The sequence below is a fragment of the Salinispirillum sp. LH 10-3-1 genome, assembly GCF_030643825.1.
Taxonomy (GTDB): Bacteria; Pseudomonadota; Gammaproteobacteria; order Pseudomonadales; family Natronospirillaceae; genus Salinispirillum.
Genome location: NZ_CP101717.1, coordinates 2,129,874 through 2,150,024 on the forward strand (window position 1 = coordinate 2,129,874; position 20,151 = coordinate 2,150,024).

The 20,151-nt window shown below is 52.8% G+C and carries 21 protein-coding genes and 1 tRNA gene; 1 reads left to right on the forward strand and 21 read right to left on the reverse strand.

Features of this window, described 5'->3' with window-relative positions; genetic code table 11:
- Nucleotides 1-8: 8 nt before the first annotated feature.
- The 7 genes from ccmE to NFC81_RS09535 form a co-directional block, all read right to left on the reverse strand.
- Nucleotides 9-464 carry a cytochrome c maturation protein CcmE gene (ccmE, locus tag NFC81_RS09510; RefSeq protein ID WP_304994253.1) on the reverse strand — a complete coding sequence of 152 codons (456 nt, stop codon included), beginning with the start codon at nucleotides 462-464 and terminating at the stop codon, nucleotides 9-11.
- Complete coding sequence (ccmD, locus tag NFC81_RS16000) at nucleotides 461-637, reverse strand: heme exporter protein CcmD (RefSeq protein ID WP_370529856.1); 177 nt, start codon at nucleotides 635-637, stop codon at nucleotides 461-463. Before ccmD ends, ccmE begins: the two co-directional genes overlap by 4 nt.
- Nucleotide 638: 1 nt before the next feature.
- Nucleotides 639-1,400, reverse strand: coding sequence for a heme ABC transporter permease CcmC (gene ccmC / locus NFC81_RS09515; protein WP_304994254.1), 762 nt, complete (start codon nucleotides 1,398-1,400; stop codon nucleotides 639-641).
- Nucleotides 1,401-1,410: 10 nt separating this feature from the next.
- Nucleotides 1,411-2,070 (reverse strand): heme exporter protein CcmB, encoded by a 660-nt coding sequence (gene ccmB, locus NFC81_RS09520; RefSeq protein WP_304994255.1) that lies wholly within the window; start codon nucleotides 2,068-2,070, stop codon nucleotides 1,411-1,413.
- A complete protein-coding gene (gene ccmA / locus NFC81_RS09525) occupies nucleotides 2,067-2,699 on the reverse strand; it encodes a cytochrome c biogenesis heme-transporting ATPase CcmA (RefSeq protein WP_304994256.1) in 633 nt (210 codons plus the stop codon). Before ccmA ends, ccmB begins: the two co-directional genes overlap by 4 nt.
- Before the next feature lie 106 nt (nucleotides 2,700-2,805).
- On the reverse strand, nucleotides 2,806-3,267 hold the full coding sequence (locus NFC81_RS09530) for a hypothetical protein (RefSeq protein WP_304994257.1): 462 nt from the start codon (nucleotides 3,265-3,267) through the stop codon (nucleotides 2,806-2,808).
- Entirely contained in the window at nucleotides 3,264-4,214 is a 951-nt protein-coding gene (locus NFC81_RS09535; RefSeq protein ID WP_304994258.1) for a D-2-hydroxyacid dehydrogenase, read from the reverse strand. Before NFC81_RS09535 ends, NFC81_RS09530 begins: the two co-directional genes overlap by 4 nt.
- 234 nt (nucleotides 4,215-4,448) lie before the next feature.
- Here NFC81_RS09535 and NFC81_RS09540 point away from each other — a divergent pair, with 234 nt between their 5' ends.
- On the forward strand, nucleotides 4,449-5,603 hold the full coding sequence (locus NFC81_RS09540) for an ABC transporter substrate-binding protein (protein ID WP_304996964.1): 1,155 nt from the start codon (nucleotides 4,449-4,451) through the stop codon (nucleotides 5,601-5,603).
- A gap of 266 nt (nucleotides 5,604-5,869) precedes the next feature.
- Here the strand turns inward: NFC81_RS09540 and NFC81_RS09545 are convergent, their stop codons facing one another.
- The 14 genes from NFC81_RS09545 to folE2 all read right to left on the reverse strand — a co-directional run bounded on the left by NFC81_RS09545 (nucleotide 5,870) and on the right by folE2 (nucleotide 20,099).
- The gene (locus tag NFC81_RS09545; protein WP_370529857.1) at nucleotides 5,870-7,150 is read right to left on the reverse strand and encodes a branched-chain amino acid ABC transporter permease; all 1,281 of its coding nucleotides are present in this window, start codon (nucleotides 7,148-7,150) and stop codon (nucleotides 5,870-5,872) included.
- Complete coding sequence (locus tag NFC81_RS09550; protein WP_304994259.1) at nucleotides 7,150-8,148, reverse strand: branched-chain amino acid ABC transporter permease; 999 nt, start codon at nucleotides 8,146-8,148, stop codon at nucleotides 7,150-7,152. The genes NFC81_RS09545 and NFC81_RS09550 overlap by 1 nt, the downstream gene beginning before the upstream one ends.
- Nucleotides 8,149-8,167: 19 nt before the next feature.
- Nucleotides 8,168-8,872 (reverse strand): ABC transporter ATP-binding protein, encoded by a 705-nt coding sequence (locus NFC81_RS09555; RefSeq protein ID WP_304994260.1) that lies wholly within the window; start codon nucleotides 8,870-8,872, stop codon nucleotides 8,168-8,170.
- A gap of 18 nt (nucleotides 8,873-8,890) precedes the next feature.
- A complete protein-coding gene (locus tag NFC81_RS09560; RefSeq protein WP_304994261.1) occupies nucleotides 8,891-9,661 on the reverse strand; it encodes an ABC transporter ATP-binding protein in 771 nt (256 codons plus the stop codon).
- A gap of 363 nt (nucleotides 9,662-10,024) precedes the next feature.
- The gene (gene rplT, locus NFC81_RS09565) at nucleotides 10,025-10,384 is read right to left on the reverse strand and encodes a 50S ribosomal protein L20 (RefSeq protein WP_304994262.1); all 360 of its coding nucleotides are present in this window, start codon (nucleotides 10,382-10,384) and stop codon (nucleotides 10,025-10,027) included.
- Between the two features lie 37 nt (nucleotides 10,385-10,421).
- Nucleotides 10,422-10,616 (reverse strand): 50S ribosomal protein L35, encoded by a 195-nt coding sequence (gene rpmI, locus NFC81_RS09570; RefSeq protein ID WP_304994263.1) that lies wholly within the window; start codon nucleotides 10,614-10,616, stop codon nucleotides 10,422-10,424.
- Between the two features lie 122 nt (nucleotides 10,617-10,738).
- Nucleotides 10,739-11,272 (reverse strand): translation initiation factor IF-3, encoded by a 534-nt coding sequence (gene infC, locus NFC81_RS09575; RefSeq protein WP_304996966.1) that lies wholly within the window; start codon nucleotides 11,270-11,272, stop codon nucleotides 10,739-10,741.
- A 78-nt stretch (nucleotides 11,273-11,350) separates the two neighbouring features.
- A complete protein-coding gene (gene thrS / locus NFC81_RS09580) occupies nucleotides 11,351-13,276 on the reverse strand; it encodes a threonine--tRNA ligase (RefSeq protein WP_304994264.1) in 1,926 nt (641 codons plus the stop codon).
- A 157-nt stretch (nucleotides 13,277-13,433) separates the two neighbouring features.
- Nucleotides 13,434-13,510, reverse strand: a tRNA-Val gene (locus NFC81_RS09585).
- 100 nt (nucleotides 13,511-13,610) lie between these two features.
- Nucleotides 13,611-14,516: a pseudouridine-5'-phosphate glycosidase gene (locus tag NFC81_RS09590; protein ID WP_304994265.1), complete on the reverse strand. Its 906-nt coding sequence runs from the start codon at nucleotides 14,514-14,516 to the stop codon at nucleotides 13,611-13,613.
- Nucleotides 14,500-15,606, reverse strand: a complete 1,107-nt coding sequence (locus NFC81_RS09595; RefSeq protein WP_304994266.1) for a PfkB family carbohydrate kinase — start codon at nucleotides 15,604-15,606, stop codon at nucleotides 14,500-14,502. Before NFC81_RS09595 ends, NFC81_RS09590 begins: the two co-directional genes overlap by 17 nt.
- A 226-nt stretch (nucleotides 15,607-15,832) precedes the next feature.
- Entirely contained in the window at nucleotides 15,833-17,845 is a 2,013-nt protein-coding gene (gene uvrB / locus NFC81_RS09600; RefSeq protein ID WP_304994267.1) for an excinuclease ABC subunit UvrB, read from the reverse strand.
- A 26-nt stretch (nucleotides 17,846-17,871) separates the two neighbouring features.
- Entirely contained in the window at nucleotides 17,872-19,062 is a 1,191-nt protein-coding gene (locus NFC81_RS09605; RefSeq protein ID WP_304994268.1) for an amino acid aminotransferase, read from the reverse strand.
- 83 nt (nucleotides 19,063-19,145) lie between these two features.
- Nucleotides 19,146-20,099, reverse strand: coding sequence for a GTP cyclohydrolase FolE2 (folE2, locus tag NFC81_RS09610; RefSeq protein ID WP_304994269.1), 954 nt, complete (start codon nucleotides 20,097-20,099; stop codon nucleotides 19,146-19,148).
- Nucleotides 20,100-20,151: the final 52 nt, after the last annotated feature.

Sequence of the window (20,151 nt, forward strand, 5' to 3'; positions counted from 1 at the left end):
CAATACTCCTAGTAGTCTGCAGGACGTGTAGGGAGCTGGTGACCAGCAGCCTTAAGTGCGGCCGCCACTTCCGGCGGCATGTAGTTTTCATCATGGCGCGCCAACACCTCGGTAGCGCGGAAGATACCATCGGCATCCACACTGCCCATGGCAACAACGCCCTGACCTTCCCGAAACAAATCAGGCAATATGCCAACATAAGACATCGTAATTTCGGACAAGAAATCGGTCACTTGAAAGCTCACTGCGAGCGTATCGGAATCACGGCGTACACTGTCTACCACCACCATGCCACCTGCGCGAATGGGCTGATCGACCGGCGCCAACCCCTCAGCAATTTCCGTAGGAGAAAAGAATAGGTTCACGTGATGCCGGTTTGCGAACAACAACAAAATAACCGCAACACTGAATAAGCCGACCGCAATCAGGATCAGCGTCAGCTTCTGGCGACGCGCTGGATTCATAATACTCCCCGTTTTTTCATTTTCCGGAATTCTTTAAGGACACGTCGCTTCTGCATAGCCAAGCTCACCAAGTGGCTGGCAATGACAATGATTGCGATGCCGTAGACGGACCAGACGTACACACCGTGTCGGCCCATGCGGATGAAATCGGTAAACGTTTCAAAGTAGCCCATATTATGCCTTCTCCCACCCGTTCAACTCATCCTGTACCCAGCGTGTTTTGCGCTCCCTATACAAAATTTCCAACCGCGTGCGGTAGATCACCAAGGTCGCAACGCATAGGTAAGTAGCCGCCATACTCAGCAACAGAGGAATCAACATTTCCATCGACATGGTCGTCTCACGCGTAATTCGAATGGTGGCGGGCTGGTGCAGGGTATTCCACCATTCCACGGAGTACTTGATAATCGGTAAATTGACAACACCAACCAGCACCACGATAGCGGCAGCCTTGTCCGCGAGTTTCTTGTCATCTATCGCGTTATGAATAGCCCACAGGCCGACAAACAAAAAGAACTGTATCAGCATTGAGGTTAATCGCGCGTCCCACACCCAATACGTTCCCCAGGTTGGCTTACCCCAAATAGCCCCGGACACAAGCGCCAATGCCGTTAAGGACATACCAATGGTAATGCACTGACGCGCCACCATATCAGCCAGCTTAATACGCCAAACCAAGCTGACCACTGCCATAATAGCCATGCTCAAATACACTGCCATGGACGCACTGGCCGACGGCACATGAACAAAAATAATGCGGTAGCTATTACCCTGCAGGTAATCCTCCGGTGCGAAAGCCAACCCCCACACCCAAGCAACCAACAAACCACAAACCCCCAAAACACCCAGTATTCGCGCCCAAATCAAACTGACGCGATAGAACTTTTGCGGTGAACTCCACTGGTGGATCCATTGCCAACTCAGCCAACCAAACATTCTGGCCTCTCTAATCGTTAAGTGATAAACGGAGTGCGCCCGCCGCAACCCAAGGGGATAGCGCCAAAGCAAAAAAAGTAATTGCCCCGGTCATTGCCAAGGGCGCTAAATAATCCAAACCGGCCGTTGCTGCACCAATAGCTCCTGTGCCAAAAATCAGTACAGGAATATACAAAGGCAGTATCAATAATGACAGCAACAAACCACCGCGACGCAGACCCACCACCAAGGCGGCTCCGATAGATCCAATGCAACTGAAAGCCAGTGTACCCAAGGTCAAGGTCAGCATGGTGACTGGCATCACCGCCATCGGTAACCCAAGCATCATTCCGAGCAACGGCGACATCAGGGTTAAAGGCAACCCAGTGAAGCACCAGTAACACATAATTTTCGCCATAACAGCAGCGGACAACGAGGTATCGCGGGTCGCCAACTGCTCCAATCCACCGTCTAAATAGTCATAACGGAACAAAGTATCCAGCGACAACAAGGTGGCTAACAGGGCCCCAACCCATAAAATGCCAGGTGCCAGCAACGTAAGCCGGGCCATGTCTGGCGTCACAGCTAAGGGGAACAACGCGACCACCATGACATTAAATACCAAGGGATTAATCAGCTCGGCGCGGCGACGCATCGCCAGCAGCAACTCTCGGCGCAACAGATAGATCAACGCCGCTCCCCCACCAGATGGATTTCAGTAAAGTGTAAATGCTGTGGTTCGTGGTGCGTGGTAAACAACAAGCTACCACCGCGTTCGCAATGCCGTTGCATGTGTTGCTCAAGTTCAGCCACACCCGTTTTGTCCAGTGCAGCGAAGGGTTCATCAAGCACCCAACATGCCGGCATATCCGGCACGTAGAGCTGTGCTAGCGCAACCCGGCGTTGTTGACCGGCAGATAACTCACTGCCCAAACTATCGTCGTAGCCTAATAACGACACCGCCTGCAATGCCGCGTCGATTTGCGTTTCAATCAACGTAACGCCCGATAGTCGAGCCAAGAAAAACAGATTCTCGGCCACGGTCAAATAAGGTGACACGCCCGTTTTATGGCCGATATAAATAAACGGTTGATGCCCATCGGTTCGTTTTACCCAAGAAACCTGCCCATCCAAATAATGGTTCAAACCGACAACACCACGCAGCAACGTGGTTTTCCCCGCCCCGTTGGGTCCCACCACACGCAATGCCTGTCCAGCCTGCAGCGCCAGCGACAAGTCGGTAAACAGCACACGATCATCACGCTCACAAGACAGATGCTCAATACGCAAAACAGGTGTCGCAGTGGGCTCGGGCAGCAAGCTATACCTCAGAAGTCGTGAGAAAATGGGCTATCTAGGCTTCAAGACGGCGTCCTGAAAGGCGCAGTAATATAGCACTTTAGGCTGGGAATTTGCACCCTTCCTATCAGCGCTGCTGCATCTCTTGCACATCCAATTCACGGGTCAGTAAGGTCTCCAACTCGCGCAGCTGGGCATTGTTCGGATATTTTTTTCGCAAGGATTCAATGAGCATTAGCGCCCGGGCATACTGTTGCTGGCGATAAAGCGTACGAATCTCCAAAATTGCGCGCTGTAACAGTAGGCGGTCAGCCTCGTTACGCTGCTGACGGGCGCCACCAAGGCGCAAGAACCGATACAGTGTAAAGACTGATAAAATAACCAGAGCCAAACCCACAACACTATAAAGCAACCGCAGAATCAGCCCGGCGGGACCAAAGTCACCAATACAAAGGCTGTTCGACATCTGGCACAACAGCCATTCACGTCCACTCAAACCATCAATCATCATGGTAATGCCGACAGCCATCAGGGTGGCGTATATGACCCCCGGTATGACGTGCAGCAATCGTTGTGTCAGTGTACTCAATAGCCCAACTCCAGATCGACAAGGTTTCTAAGAGATGCTCCGTCCAAATAACGGCGCAAGTTATCGAGCACAATGGGCAGTACCCATTGTGGCTGGCTTTGTGCAGCAACATGCGGCGTCACTACCACCTGCTTATGCTGCCAATAGGGGTGTTCTTGCGGCAAAGGCTCGACGCGAAATACATCCAACACCGCACGCCGTTCAGGCTCGGCATCCAGTGCCGACAACAAAGCCTCGTCTTGCACAGTTGCACCACGCCCCACATTGATAAAGATGGCATCAGCAGCCAACGCATCGAAAAAAGAAGCTGCCAGCACTCCGTCGGTTTCCGGTGTATGTGGCAAGGTGTTAACAACGATACGGTACTGGTCCAATATTGGATGGATGCTGTGCCATTGATGGACTGACCCGAAACCCTCTACCGCCCGGCCGGAACGACTCACTCCGTCAACCCGCTCCACCCAAGGCGCCAGACGCTGCGCCACTGTTTGACCAATCGCCCCAGTGCCCAGCACCAAAGCCCGATCTTCTTCAACGGTTCGATAATCCATCCATTGCCACTGACACTGCTGCTGCAACCGCTGGTAATGTCCAATTTGCCTGGACAGGTTCAATAATTGCCCTAATACGTATTCCGCAATATGTGGCCCGGCGATATCCCTTGAATTGGTTACGAGTAAGTCTTTCGGCAGCTGCGCGCGTAAGGGCAACAAGGCATCGACACCCGAGAAGAACGTATGATACCACTGAATATTTGGCAATCTTGGCAACCAGCGCGCCCCTTCGGGGGTGTCTCCCCACAACACGGAACAGTGCCGCGCTCGTTCGGCGAAGTTTTCCTCATCATCAAAAATAAGCTGGATAGGCAGGTCTTTATGCTGCGCCAACAGCATGCGCCATTGCGCCGTGCGCTGACTGACCAAAGCGACCTTTAGACGTTGCTTCACAGAGACCTCTTTTTTATGAACGTCAGGCCATTCTAAGCGGTGCCACGCCGGGCTACCAGACAAGACCGAAAGGATTCGCGGAATAATCGCTTGAAGTCTTGTTTTTCCTAGAAAAACTGCCCAACATAGCAACGTCCCATAAACTCTAATAACAACAGAGAGAAAAGCATGAATAAAAATATACTAATCGCTGCCGCTGTCGTGGTGGTCGCTGCTATTGGTGTAGGCGTTTGGATGCAGTCCGGCGCTGATGAAGGCGATGTAAAAATCGGTTTCTTGGGCGGTTTTACAGGTCCTATTGAAAGCTTGTCACCCGCCATCTTTGATGGCGCTCAATTAGCTGTCGCCCAAGTGAACGAGCAAGGCGGCATTCTGAACGGTCGCACCGTGGTGATGCCTTCTGCAGATACCACCTGTGTTGACGCGTCAGCCGCTTCTAATGCTGCAGACCGCCTGGTTAACTCTGAAAACGTAACAGCCATTGTAGGCGCACTGTGTACCGGTGCTACGATTGCTGCAGCGAACAACGCAGGTATCCCAGGCAATGTTGTCATGGTATCACCCGCGTCAACTGCACCTGCAGTAACCACGCTGAATGACAACGATCTGGTATTCCGTACAGTTCCTTCAGACGCTTTCCAGGGTGCTGCTTTGGCTCGCCTGCTGCTGTCTAAAGGCATCGACACCGTAGCGGTAACCTATGTGAACAACGACTACGGTCGCGGTCTGGCTGACGCCTTTACCGGTGAATTCCAAAACGGTGGCACTGTCGCAGCTAACCTGGCGCATGAAGACGGTCGTGCAGACTACCGTTCTGAGCTGGGCAACCTGGCTTCGACCGGCGCACAAACTTTAGTCGTTTTGGCTTATGCTGACGGCTCTGGTCAAACCATCCTGCGTCAAGCGCATGAGAGTGGTAACTTCACTCAGTACGTTGGTGCAGACGGCATGGTTGGTGATGCACTGATTAATGCTGTAGGCGCTAGCGTTCTTGAAGGCATGATCGCTACTCGTCCTGGCACTCCGGACATCCCAGGCGCAGAGATCTTTGCTGGCATGGCGACTGCTTCTGGCTTAGATCCTAACGCGGTATTCGCAGCTCAGTCTTACGACGCGGCATTCTTGCTGGCATTGGCCATTGAGAAAAACGGCTCTGCTGACCGTGCTGGCTTGTCTGCTGCACTGCGTGAAGTAAGCTCTGCTCCGGGCGAAATCATTCTGCCTGGCGAGTGGGAAAAAGCTAAGCGCTTGATCGCTGCTGGCACCGCCATCAATTACGAAGGCGCCTCAGGCAGCCACGAGTTTGATGAGAATGGCGACGTTCCTGGTGTAGTAGTAGAAATGGTTGTACGCGGTGGCACCTTTGTAACCTTGGGCTTCATCGAGTAAGTAGTTGCAAATGTAGGGCGGAAGAGCGCAGCGTCATCCGCCTGAGACAATCCCAATGAGTATAACGTTGGGCAAAAAAAAACCGAATCAGTTGCCTGATTCGGTTTTTTTATGGGCTTTGCCCTAACTCCATCTAAATAGGTAAGTCATCGGCGGGTGTACTCATACAAAAAAGCACCCGCATACATACTAATATCTATCATCGGCGGGTGTAAACACCCGCCCTGCGGATACCCGCATATAAATACCCGCCGGTTGATAGCGGATTAATTATGGTGCGGTACCTTCTCCGGCAACAAACCCTTCGGGGCGTAACGCAATACCAATGCAATCAACAAACCAATGGAGAACACCCGTGCCTGCAGAGCCCGACTGGAGAGATTAGACGGCGCATCCCAGTCAAACACTGATGAACCAATGGAAGTAAACACCTGCAACAGCCAAAGCGCCAATGGCTCCGACATGATCCAGATGATGTAAACCACCAATGTACCAATGATAGTACCGAGGTTGTTGCCGGGACCACCCAGAATCACCATCACCAATACCAAGAAGGTGTGATTCAATGGGATATAGCCCTGCGGATCAAAGATACCGTTGAAGCTGCCCAATGCAGCACCGCCCAAGCCCATCAAGAAACACCCTAAAACAAATATCTCAAGGTTGCGCTTGTTGACGTTCTTACCCATGGCAGCCGCCGACACTTCATTGTCTCTTATGGCACGGATCATCCGGCCCCAGGGCGCATGATAGGCGCGATGCAGCAAGAAGAAGATCGCCACAATCATCACCGCCGTTACCGATAGATACAGGGCTCGCGCCATCACAAAACCGACATCGATGGGTTGTGGCACAGGCCATGGCAGTGGCGACACTGTGGCGGTACCACGGGTCAGCCAGTCCTCGTTCTTCAGCACGGCTTTGATGATCTCAGCAACGCCCAAGGTCGCAATGGCCAAGTAATCGCTACGCAGACCTAGACAGATGTGGCCAATGAAGTAGCCAACAAAGCCTGCCAGCACGGCACCCGCTAGCCAGCCCGTCCATACTGGTAAGCTCAAGCCACCTATATAACCAGCCTGCTCTTCAATAGCCGCCGCGACCGGCATGAAGTTCACCTTAATGGTGAAATAGACAATGATGGCGACTACAATCGTCAGCGCCGTGCGTAACTTTTTTGACAAACCTAAACGGTAGGACTGTGAAGCCGCCACTACGAGCGCGATGCCGAAGAGGACTTTTAAGAAGACACCGCCCAGCTGCGCGGGCAGCTCAGAGTCCCAAAACGCCGGATTCGTCGGCATGCTGAACAGCATGGCGCAAAAGCCACCGAGGGCCACAAAGCCCATTACACCGGCATTGAACTGCCCGCCGTAACCCCACTGGATAGTCAGTCCAAGCGCAATAATGGCATAACAAGCAGCCTCCACCAGCATACGAGTACCGTAGGCCGAACCAAAGGACATAAAGATAAAGAGTACCGCCACCGTCACGATGGCGATCAGCGTGGTCTCACGCACTGGGAGATTTAAAGGCATATTAGACATTAGATGATCTTCCCTTTAAACAAGCCGGTAGGACGCCACACCAAGATGGCAATCAGGATAAAGAACGGCACCACGATCTTGTACTCAGTACCCACAAAAGACAGATTCGCAGGCAGCTCAAACAGATCCGGGAAGGCACGGTGCAAAGGACGCAGAATCACCGCCCAGTTAAACACTGCCAGTGTTTCAGCAAAGCCGACCACAAAGCCTCCGGCAATCGCCCCGTACGGATGACCTACACCACCGACTATGGCGGCAGCAAAGATTGGCAAGAGCAGGAAGAAACTCAAGTCTGGCTTCAGTGTTACATCCAGCGACAACAAGGTGCCAGCCGCTGCTGCCAATGAGCCCGCAATTATCCAAGTAACCATAATAACCGTATTGGTATTGATACCCGAAACACGTGCCAAATCAGGGTTATCCGACATGGCGCGCATGGCCTTACCCAGACGCGAACGGTTCAAGAAGAGGTGCAAGGACACCACCGCCACTACCGTCACAACAAACAGCAACAATTGCGGTTCAGTTACCACGACCCGACTGTCCGAAAAAGGGAAGTCAATACGGAAAATGCGCTTGGTCTCTTCGATATACAGGCTACGTGAACTGGTGCCTGCAAACAGACGGATAAGCCCTTGCAGCATCAATGTAACACCCAGTGAGCCGATGACGATCACAATGGGTTTCACATTGTGCTCGCGCAGTGGCTTATAAAAGGTTTTATCGATGCCGACCGCTGCTACCGCCGTTACAGCCATTGCTAACGGCAACATAACGAAGGCTGTTGGCAAACCGACCACCGCTCCCACACCGGGAAACATCGCGGTTAGAATAAACACCACGAAGGCACCCAGCGTCATCATATCGGCATGAGCGAAGTGTGCAAAACGCATGATGCTGAAAACCAGCGTGACACCGATGGCGCCCATCGCATAGATCGAACCGGCCACCGCACCGGAAATCAGCACATTGTTGATAAAGAATACTAATTCGTTCAAAACGGCTTCTCCTTAATGATTAACCGCCCAAAAAGGCCTTAGCGACCTCTGGATCATTGATCAGGTTTTCACCCGTGTCAGTAAAGCGGTTTTGACCCGCCGCCAATACAAAGCCTTTGTGGGCAATACGCAAGGCTTGCTTCGCGTGCTGCTCCACCATCAGGATGCCGACACCGGCTTTATTGATCGTAATGATCCGATCGAAAATTTCGTTCATGTACAAAGGCGACAAACCTGCTGTCGGCTCATCCAGCAACAATAGGCTAGGCTCTACCATCAGCGCCCGCCCCATGGCGACCATTTGGCGCTGACCGCCAGACAGTTCGCCAGCCGGCTGGTTGCGCTTTTCTTTCAACGGCGGAAAAAATTCATACACCTGATCCAGCATATGGGCGTAACTGTCCTTACGAATGTAGGCACCCATTTCCAGATTTTCTTGCACCGTCAAACTTTGAAAAATATTTTTCTCTTGCGGCACGAAGGCCATGCCCTTGCTGACCAGCAAGGTCGGATCGGCGTTGGTGATGTCGTCATCACGCAACGACACACTGCCCTCATTAACGTGTAACAAGCCGAAGATAGCCTTCAACATGGTCGATTTACCGGCGCCATTTGGCCCCACAATGACCCCAATATCGCCCTGCTCTATCGATATGTTGACCCCATTCAGGATGTTCATACCGCCATAGCCACCGTGCACATTGGTCGCTTCAAGTAATGCCATTCAATGCTGCTCCTGTACTCAGTGGACTTCAGGGCCGAAATAGGCTTCGACCACTTCAGCGTTATTCTGAATTTCTTCAATAGTACCTTCGATCATCACCGCCCCTTGGGCCAAAACGATGACCGGATTACACAACCGGGCGATCATGTCCATGTCGTGCTCAATCACTAAGAAGGTATACCCTAACTCTTTATTCAGGCGCTGAATGTTAGCGATCAGGTCCTGCAGCAGTGTCCGGTTTACGCCGGCAGCGATTTCGTCAAGCAACACCACGCGTGGATTGGCCATCATGGTACGGCCTAACTCCAGCAGTTTTTTCTGACCACCAGACAAGTTACCCGCTAATTCATTCTTAACATGGCCTAACGATAGGAAGTCGATAACGTCCAAAGCGCGCTGCCGCACTTGCAACTCCTCCGACCTTACCAAACCAGGTTTGAACCAAGTATTGATAATGCTTTCACCCGATTGATTACCTGGCACCATCATGAGATTTTCCAGCGACGTCATGGAAGAAAACTCATGGGCTATTTGAAAGGTACGCAACAACCCCTTATGAAATAACTGATCGGCAGGCGTATTGGTGATGTCTTCTCCGGCAAAATGAATGCTGCCTTCGTCGGCTGGCAGGTTACCAGCAATGATGTTGAACAGCGTGGACTTACCGGCGCCGTTAGGGCCAATCAAGCCCGTAATAGAACCTTCTTTCACCTGGATTGAACAGTCGTTAATGACTTTTAGATGCCCGAAGGACTTGGATACATTTCTGACGTCAATAATGGAACTCATTGACCCTCCCATAATGTGTAGGACTCTGGTTGCCAGTGGCACACTGACTGCTGCACCGAGCCGATTATTATAATTCGAGTACTGAGCCGCCCACCGAGGAGCAGTGACGGGCCGGTAAAATCGATATATCCGCGCGATTCTACCGACACACCCAGTAAAATCAAAAGCTATATAGGTATTCTGCTGTAAACCGTGAAGACTGAGTGTAAAGTCTTCGCCACGACAAACGCACCACTGGCGCCGGAGCCCAATACACAAGAGAGACTCCGGACATAAAAAAACCCGAAACAACCAAGCCATAACCAGGTTATTTCGGGTTTTCTGTGTCAACTGGCGCATAACGCCAGTAAACTTATTTGCTTATCAGGCAGCCAAAGCTTTCTTAGCGCGCTCTGCCAAAGCAGTGAACGCCGCCGCTTCATATACAGCGATATCAGCCAGTACCTTACGATCGATTTCCACGTTTGCACGCTTCAGACCGTTGATGAAACGGCTGTAAGACAGGCCGTTCTGACGAGATGCTGCATTGATACGAGCAATCCACAAAGCACGGAACTGACGCTTACGCTGACGACGGTCGCGGTATGCGTACTGGCCGGCTTTGATAACCGCTTGTTTCGCTACACGGAAAACACGACTACGTGCACCATAGTAACCTTTGGCTTGCTTAAGAACTTTTTTGTGACGCTGGCGTGCGGTGACGCCACGTTTTACGCGAGGCATAGTATAAACCCTTTTCGTTAACTAAATTCGTGAAGACTTAGATGTAAGGCAGCATCCGACGGATCAGCGCTTTGTCAGAAGGAGCAATCTGCTGCATGTTACGCAGTTGACGCTTACGCTTCTGAGGCTTCTTGGTCAGGATGTGACTACGAAAAGATTGCTTATGCTTAAAGCCATTCGCAGTTCTTTTAAAGCGCTTGGCGGCGCCTGATACAGATTTCATTTTAGGCATTTTAGTACTCCAAAATACAAGGTTTCACCCACCGCTTCACACTTTTATCTAAACCACGACTGTGGTCCATTAGGCTGGCGGTTGCCTGGGTGTATTAATGAGCAGCACAAAGCTGCTCGGTCTTACTTCTTCTTGATTGGCGCCATCACCATGATCATTTGACGACCTTCCAGCTTCGGACGCTGTTCAACCACCGCCTGCTCTTTCAGATCCTCTTCGATACGTTGCATCAGCTTCATACCGAGATCTTGGTGCGCCATTTCTCTACCGCGAAAACGCAGGGAGATTTTGGCCTTGTCGCCATCTTCAAGAAATCGCACTACATTACGTAGTTTGATTTTGTAGTCGCCGTCATCGGTGTTCGGGCGAAACTTCATTTCTTTAATCTGGGTTTGTTTCTGCTTCTTCTTCGCAGCGGCTTTGGCTTTCTTCTCTTCGAAAACCTTTTTACCGTAATCCATGATCTTGCAGACGATAGGGTCTGCATCGGCGATCTGGACCAGATCAAGACTGACCGATTGAGCACGAGCCAATGCATCGGCCAGTGGCACAATACCTACCTGCTCACCATTTTCGTCGATCAGGCGACATTCTGTGGCTTCGATCTCATCATTGATCGGACTACGGTTACCTTTGCGCGGCTTAGCGTTCTTAATAATTATATCTCCCCAGTTAATTCATTGGTCGCACAGTGTCGCCTTCACAACGGGGACACCGTGACTTTTAAGACCAGTCTATTGCTGCTTTCGACCCAGCAGCGCAGATTCAGCCGACAACTTCGCGACGAAATCACTCAAAGGCATAGCCCCGAGGTCTTCACCTTGACGTGTGCGCACTGCAACCTGCTCAGATGCCATCTCTTTATCGCCGATCACGACGATGTATGGCACCTTCTGTAAAGTGTGCTCGCGGATTTTAAAGCCGATCTTCTCGTTTCTCAAGTCCGCTTGTGCTCGGAAGCCCAGAGCTTTTAACTCTTTCTCGACTTTTTTGCAATAGTCGGCCTGATTATCGGTAATATTACAGACCACTACCTGCTCGGGCGATAGCCATACTGGCAAGGCTCCGGCGTATTCTTCAATCAGAATACCAATAAAGCGCTCCAGCGAGCCTAGGATCGCACGGTGAATCATCACCGGCTCTTTGCGCGCGCCGTCTTCATCGACAAACTGTGCCCCTAAACGACCAGGCATGGAGAAGTCGAGCTGTATAGTACCGCACTGCCAAGCGCGACCCAAGGAGTCATACAGCGTAAATTCGATTTTCGGCCCATAAAATGCGCCTTCGCCGGGCTGATAGTCAAATTTCAAACCGTTGGCGGTCAGTGCTTCGGCCAAAGCCTGCTCTGACTTGTCCCAAACCTCATCGCTGCCAATGCGCTTTTCAGGGCGTGTCGATAATTTCACATCAATGCTGTCGGCAAAACCGAAGTCGGCGTACACGTCATACACCATTTTGATGCACGCGCTGACTTCCTGCAGAATCTGGCTTTCGGTACAGAATACGTGCGCGTCATCCTGCGTAAAGGAACGCACACGCATCAGACCGTGCAAGGAACCCGAGGGCTCGTTGCGGTGCACGATACCGAATTCAGCCAAGCGATACGGCAGGTCACGGTAGCTTTTCAGGCCCTGATTAAAGATCTGAATGTGGCCGGGGCAGTTCATCGGCTTAACGGCATACGTGCGCTTTTCCGACTCGGTAGCAAAAATGTTGTCGTGGTACTTGTCCCAGTGACCCGACTTCTCCCACATGGAGACGTCCATCACCATGGGTGCACGCACTTCTTCGTATTCGTATTCTTCCAGCTTGTCGCGCACGTACTGCTCAACCACCTGATAAATGGTCCAGCCTTTTTTGTGCCAGAACACCATGCCGGGCGCTTCTTCCTGCCAATGGAAGAGGTCTAACTGCTTGCCCAAGCGGCGGTGGTCACGCTTTTCCGCTTCTTCCAGGCGCAACAAATAAGCAGCCAACTGCTTTTTGTCGGCCCACGCCGTACCGTATACACGCTGCAGCATTTTGTTTTCTGAGTTGCCACGCCAGTAAGCGCCCGACACCTTCATCAATTTAAAGTGATGACAGAAACGCATATTGGGCACGTGCGGGCCACGGCACATGTCGATGTATTCTTCATGATGATACAGGCCCGGCTGATCATCTTTGGCAATGTCTTCTTCTAGGATCGTTTGCTTGTACATCTCACCGCGCTGGGCAAATGTATCGTACGCTTCCTGCCAACTGACCTTCTTCTTAACGACGTCGTAGTTGGTCTTGGCCAGTTCGAGCATGCGCTTTTCGAGGGCTACGATGTCCTCATCGGTGAGCTTGTGCTCCATATCGATGTCGTAGTAAAAGCCGTTGTCGATAACGGGGCCAATGGCCATTTTTACGTCAGGGTACAGTTGCTTGATGGCGTGTCCGAGCAAGTGCGCCGTCGAGTGGCGAATGACGTCCAATCCGGCGTCGTCTTTGGCAGTGATAATGCTCAGATCGGCGTCGTCAGTGATCAGATCACTGGCGTCTTTCTCTACGCCATTCACTTTACCGGCAATGGTCGCCTTGGCTAAACCGGGGCCAATATCTTCGGCAACTTGCAGGATAGTAACGGGATGAGCAAACTCGCGCTTGCTGCCATCAGGAAGAGTAATTACAGGCATAACAGATCTCCAGTGGTGACCCATACCAAGGGCCACTTGTATTGTGCTCAGGACACACTGCTGTGCGTCAAGAACCGTGATATTTTGACCATTCTGTACGACCAGAGCACAAACAAAAAAGGCACAGTCTGGTTAACTGCGCCTTCTTCGTGAATTCTGGTAGGCACGATTGGATTCGAACCAACGACCCCCACCATGTCAAGGTGGTGCTCTAACCAACTGAGCTACGTGCCTAGAATGTGCTGCGCATTTTATCCGGTCTCGGTAAGATGTCAACTGAAAGTAGCTAACAAATTGATTTTCAAAGGGAATCGAGACCGTGAAGGGTCACTACTTACAGGGCCATAGCGATGTCCGCACCCAGTCGCGCGTTGTTCAACACCAACTGAATATTGGCGTCCAATGAACTACCGCCAGTTAACTCCGCTACCCGAGCCAACAAGAATGGTGTTGACGCCTTGCCGCTGACGCCCTGCTCCTCCAGTTCCTGCAACGCCTGCGCTATGGCGCCATCAATCACCGACTTAGGCATGGCGTACTCGGCCGGAATGGGGTTGGCCACCACCACACCACCGTCCAGCCCCATACCCCACTTACTGCGCAAGGCCTCTGCAATGTCTTCTGGCGTGTCCAAGCGGTAATCGACCGCGTGGCCAGACTCACGGGTATAAAACGCCGGTAAGTCATCCGTACCAAAGCCCACCACGGGTACGCCTTGCGTTTCCAAGTACTCGCGAGTCAGGCCAATATCCAATATCGACTTCGCTCCCGCACAGACCACCGCTACCGATGTGCGCGCCAACTCTTGCAAGTCCGCAGAGATATCAAAGCTCGTTTCCGCACCGCGATGCACTCCACCGATGCCGCCAGTAGCAAACACGCGAATGCCAGCGAGTGCGGCCATGATCATGGTGCCCGCAACTGTGGTTGCGCCCATCTTTCCAGCCGCCAACACAAAAGGCATATCACGGCGACTGCATTTGATCACGTCTTGCCCGGCCTTCCCCAACCGGGTAATTTCCGCTTCGGTCAAACCCACCTTTAGCTTGCCATCCATGATTGCCATGGTAGCGGGAATAGCCCCGCGCTGACGAATTTCGGCTTCGACTTTGAGCGCTGTTTCGACATTCTGCGGAAAGGGCATGCCGTGCGAAATGATGGTGGATTCCAGCGCGACGACGGGTTTTCCCGCTGCGATGGCCGCCGCAATTTCAGGGTGAATATCAAGGTATTTTTGCATCTGAAGCCTCCAACAACTGCAATAGGGCAGTTTCTGATAAATGGGGATGTATGGTATGGGCACTGGTGGTTGCCAGTGCAGCAGCGGCCATGGCGAAACGGGCGCTGTGCTCAGCATCCCAGTCTTGCAAGGTAGCGTGTGTGATGGCCGCGAGAGCTGCATCACCGGCGCCGGTCACGTTAACCACCTGCACCGGCAAGGCATCGAGCCAGAGCGAGCTGCCACTCACACTGTACAGTGCACCCTGCCCGCCCAGTGTTAAAAATACCCGCTCCACTCCCTTATCGTGCAGCACGGCGACAGCCTGTTTAGCACTGGCTGCATCCTGCACCACAACCCCGGTGAGCACTTCAGCTTCTAAGGCATTGGGCTTCAGGGTATGAATGCGGTCAAGATATGGGATTAGGCGCCCTACTTTGGCGGCGGAGACGGTATCGACGATCACTCGTTGGTGGGCACGCCGCTGAAACAGCCAATATAGCGATTCTTCCGACAAGTTGGCGTCCAATACCCACAACGGGGCACGATCCAGAAAGCCCGCACGTTTTTCCAGAGCAGTAGCATCCAAGTATTTCAAAGCCGCCATATCGTTCAACGCGAGTTTCATTTCACCATCGGCGTCCAATACCGACAGGTAAACCGACGTGCTGACATCGGCAGGCCGCAATACGTGGTCTACACCGACGCCCGCACTTCGGCACGCCGCCAACAATTGGTCGCCCCAAGCGTCCTGCCCGACCACGCTAAAAAACTGCACAACCGAGCCCAAGCGCGCCAAGTTTTCGGCAATATTGCGCCCAACACCGCCAGGACTCACGGACAAAGAGCCGGGATTCGAATCACCCATGCGCAGTGCGGCAGCGCTACGGCCAGACAAGTCGATATTGGCACCGCCCACCACGGCGACGTAGCTCTGCTCAGCCAGAATGTAGCCCTTGCCCGCCACATAGCCTTTTTGCATCAAGTGCATGATGTGCACAGCAACAGCACTGCGACTGATGTTCAGTCGGTCAGCCAAGGCTTGCTGTGAGATCATGGGATCAGCTCGCAGGCATTCGAGAATGTGCTGCTCGCGCTCGGTAATAGTCATATGTTTATTCGCCAAACACTTGTTTATCTGGTGATGATAGCAATGAGCGGATCATAGAACAAGGGATGCTAAGGACGGGCATGAGTGCGACGAACTTTGGCTGAGGCAGGGGCGCAGGGCGTATGCCGCAAAGCGCGCATTCCCGGCCCGCCGTTGAGCGCTGGCGGCATACCCCGAAAGCCCGTGCCGAAAGTTCATAACACAAACGGCGGATGGCTACTGCGCTTTATAGTTTAAGCTGTTCTTTGAGGGACATCAGTTCGTCGCGCAAGGCAGCGGCTTTTTCGAATTCCAAGGCTTTGGCGGCCTTGTGCATTTCATCTTCCACTTGACGAATGCGTTTGGTGAGCTCGCCCGGCGTACGATACGCCGCCTTGGGCTCCGCCACCTGCCGAACTTTTTCGCGCAACCCAGTCTGCTTCTTGGCCTTACCGGGGATAACTGTACCTTCCATGATGTCCTGTACGTTTTTCTTCAGCGCTTGCGGCGTAATACCACGATCCAGATTGTACTGTACCTGCTTAGCCCGCCGCCGATCGGTCTCGGCAATGGCGCGCTCCATAGAGGGCGTGATTTTCTCCGCGTAGAGGATGGCCTTGCCTTCCAAGTTTCGCGCCGCCCGCCCCATGGTCTGAATCAAAGCACGCTCGGAGCGCAGGAAGCCTTCCTTGTCGGCGTCCAATATCGCCACCAAAGCGACCTCTGGAATGTCCAAACCTTCACGCAATAAGTTAATACCCACTAACACATCGAACTCACCAAGCCGCAGATCACGGACAATTTCAATACGCTCAACGGTATCGATATCGCTGTGCAAATACTTAACGCGCACGCCATGATCAGCCAAAAAGTCGGTCAGGTCTTCCGCCATCCTTTTCGTTAAAGTGGTGACCAGAATGCGCTGCCCTTTGGGTACGCGCAGATGGATTTCCTGCAAGAGATCGTCGACCTGCGTGCTTTGCGGGCGAATCTCCACTTCAGGGTCAATCAACCCGGTCGGCCGGACAACCTGCTCGACCACTTGGCCGGAATGCGCCGCCTCATAAGGGCCCGGTGTCGCCGAAACGAACACCAACTGGGGCGCTAAACGCTCCCACTCTTCGAATTGCAACGGTCGGTTATCCAGCGCAGAAGGCAGGCGAAAACCGTATTCCACCAAGGTTTCCTTGCGCGAACGGTCACCGCGGTACATACCACCCAATTGAGGGATGGTCACGTGGCTTTCATCCACAAACACCACGGCATCTTTCGGAATGTAGTCAAACAGCGTCGGTGGCGGCTGTCCGGCACCACGACCTGACAGGTAGCGACTGTAGTTCTCGATGCCATTGCAGTAGCCCAGCTCCTGCATCATCTCCAAATCATACATGGTGCGCTGTTCCAGGCGCTGCGCTTCGACCAGACGATTCTCTTTGCGCAAAATCTCCAGCCGTTCTTTTAACTCGACCTTGATATGATCAAGCGCACCCAAAATAGTCTCGCGCGGCGTGGCGTAGTGTGTTTTGGGGTAGACGGTGTAGCGTTGAAGTTGCTGAATGACTTCACCGGTTAAGGGATCAAACAGCACCAGCTTTTCTATTTCGTCATCGAACAACTCAATGCGAATGGCTTCCGTTTCAGATTCCGCAGGAAAGATGTCGATGACATCGCCGCGCACCCGATAATTACCACGGAAGAAATCGATGTCGTTGCGCGTGTATTGCAACTCAGCGAGCCGGCGTAGCACACTGCGCTGATCAATCTGATCCCCCTTCACGAGGTGCAGGATCATCCGCATATAGGATTCAGGTTCACCCAGACCATAAATGGCCGAAACCGTTGCCACGATCAATACATCGCGTCGTTCCAGCAGCGATTTGGTGGCCGACAAGCGCATTTGCTCAATCTGTTCGTTGACCGTGGCGTCCTTGTCGATAAAGGTGTCCGAGGCCGGAACATAGGCTTCAGGCTGATAATAGTCGTAATAAGAAACAAAGTACTCAACCGAGTTCTCCGGGAAGAACTCCTTAAACTCACCGTACAGCTGCGCCGCCAAGGTTTTGTTGTGCGCCATGATGATGGCCGGGCGTTGCACGGTCTCAACCACCTTTGCCATGGCGTAGGTCTTACCACTGCCGGTCACGCCCAGCAGGGTCTGCGCACGCAAACCGGCTTCCAGGCCCTTTGCTAAACCCTCAATGGCCTGCGGTTGATCACCGGCAGGCGCATAAGGCGAATGAACCTTGAAGGGTTTGCTCATGAATGCTCCTTTAGGTGAAAGCTCCGTCAAAGAACTGCGGCGATGGCCTTACACAGGTAAGTCATACGGTCAGTGTTCATACCGGCCACGTTGATACGGCCAGACCCCACCATGTAAATAGCGTACTCGTCGCGCAACCGCTCGACCTGCGTTTTGCTCAAGCCAGAGAAGCTGAACATACCCTTCTGCTCGGCGATGAAACTGAAGTCTTGCTGCACGCCTTGCGCCTTCAAACCGGCCACAAATTCATGACGCAGTGTCAGAATGCGCGAACGCATGGCGGCTACTTCTTCGTGCCAGCGCGCTGTCAGTTCTGGATCAGTAAGAATGGTCGCTACCACCGCTGCGCCGTGGCACGGAGGGTTTGAATAAACCGCTCGAATGATGGACTTTAACTGGCTCAATACGGCGGTAGCAGCGTCGGGAGTTTTCGCTACCGCCGTCAGTGCACCAACACGCTCATTGTACAGACCAAAGTTTTTAGAAAAGGAGCTGGCGATGAATACTTCAGGCATCTGCTCCACCAATAGGCGGAGACCAGCGGCGTCTTCATCCACCCCGGCGGCAAAGCCTTGGTAAGCAAAATCCATGAAAGGCAACAGGTCTTGAGCTTGCAGTACCTTAACGATCTGACCCCACTGCGCAATGGTAGGATCAACACCGGTTGGGTTATGACAGCAGCCATGCAGCAAAACAGCTTCGCCTGCCTGTGCAGACGACAAGTCAGCCAGCATACCGTCGATATCCAAACCGCGCGTGTCAGCGTCGAAATAGCGATAGGTTTTCACCGTCAGGCCTGCAGCGGCAAAGATACCGTTGTGGTTGGCCCACGTCGGGTCGCTTACCCAGATGGTTTTAATGCCCAACTGACGCACCAGGAATTCCGCACCAATGCGCAATGCGCCGGTACCGCCTGGCGCCTGTACGGTGGTGACACGACCGGAGTCAAGCAGCGGCGCTTGGGCACCAAAAAGTAATTTCTGCACGGCACCGGCATAAGCGGCAGTACCCTCAATGCTCAAATAACCCTTGGTGGTTTCGCTGTTGACTAAGCGACGTTCGGCTTCTTTGACCGTGTCCAGAATTGGGGTATTACCCCCGGCGTCTTTGAACACGCCAACCCCCAGATTGATCTTTTCCGCCCGCGTTTCCGCTTTAAATGCTTCGTTCAGGCCAAGAATGGGGTCAGCAGGTGCCACAGACACTCGTTCAAACATGATGAACAATTCCTTGATTGGAGGATTGAGGTAGAGCAGCCAGTATAGACGGGCTGCTCAGGCCATTCAATCAAGCAATCAATTTACCAAGGCTGATAGCCGCCCGCTACACCCTTGCTGTTGATCGCGGTTGCATCGTGCGCGTGCAGGCTTTCGAAGTGGTCGACACGCAACCAGAAATCGCGCGCCCAACTCTGCTGGTTGAGGATCGCCGTGACACGACGTGCCGCGTCTTCACAGAACATGAGGTTTCGTGCGTTCAGGCGAGCGAACTCTTGTTCGTCTTCGCGCTTCACCGCCGTCTGTACCGGCGTATTCAACGACGCTTCGATCGCATCAATCAACGACAAAAACGGGAATGCCGTCAAATTCGGGTCAACTTTGATTTTGACTCGCGCATTAGAACGCTGACTGTGCGGAGTTGCCCCAATGCCTTCTTCGGTGGCCAGATAAGCCAAAACGTCTTCCACATTTACTTGACCGTCAGCGCCAAAGCGCGCAGCAAAGTCTTGTTGGATGATCTGGCGAGACAGGGCCGCAGAACAGGGGCACGTGGAGGAATACGGTACATTCACTTCCATTTCCAGCTCTGCCTGCCCATCTTTATAGCTCGCACGAATTGCAGCAGGGTAGGCTTTGTGCCCTGCATTTCCGCTTTTGAGCGATGAACGCAGCGTCACCAAGTCGAATTCGGCCGCTATGCTGGCGCGCTCACTCAGCCCTTGATGGGTCTCAATAAAGGTATCCAATTGACGAGCAAACTCAGCAGGCGTCACTGCATCGCTTCTCGACATTTGCTCAACCGACAGATACAGCCGCGACATATGAATGCCTTTGGCGTTCGGATCATCCAAGCTAACATAGGTATTAAGCTTGGCCTGCACTTGCAGAGGTCGCTCCGACTGCGCATCGCGCAACGGAAATGGCAAACTGATGCCACTCATTCCAACCCAATCCAGAGTACCCTTTTGCACTGGTTTGCCGGCCTCGGCAACGTCTGGCATCAGTTGGCTCACTTGAGTGTCTTTCACATTCATTCAGTAATATCCTACTGCTTTAGTCAGGTATAAAGCAGGCTAGTTTAGCCGA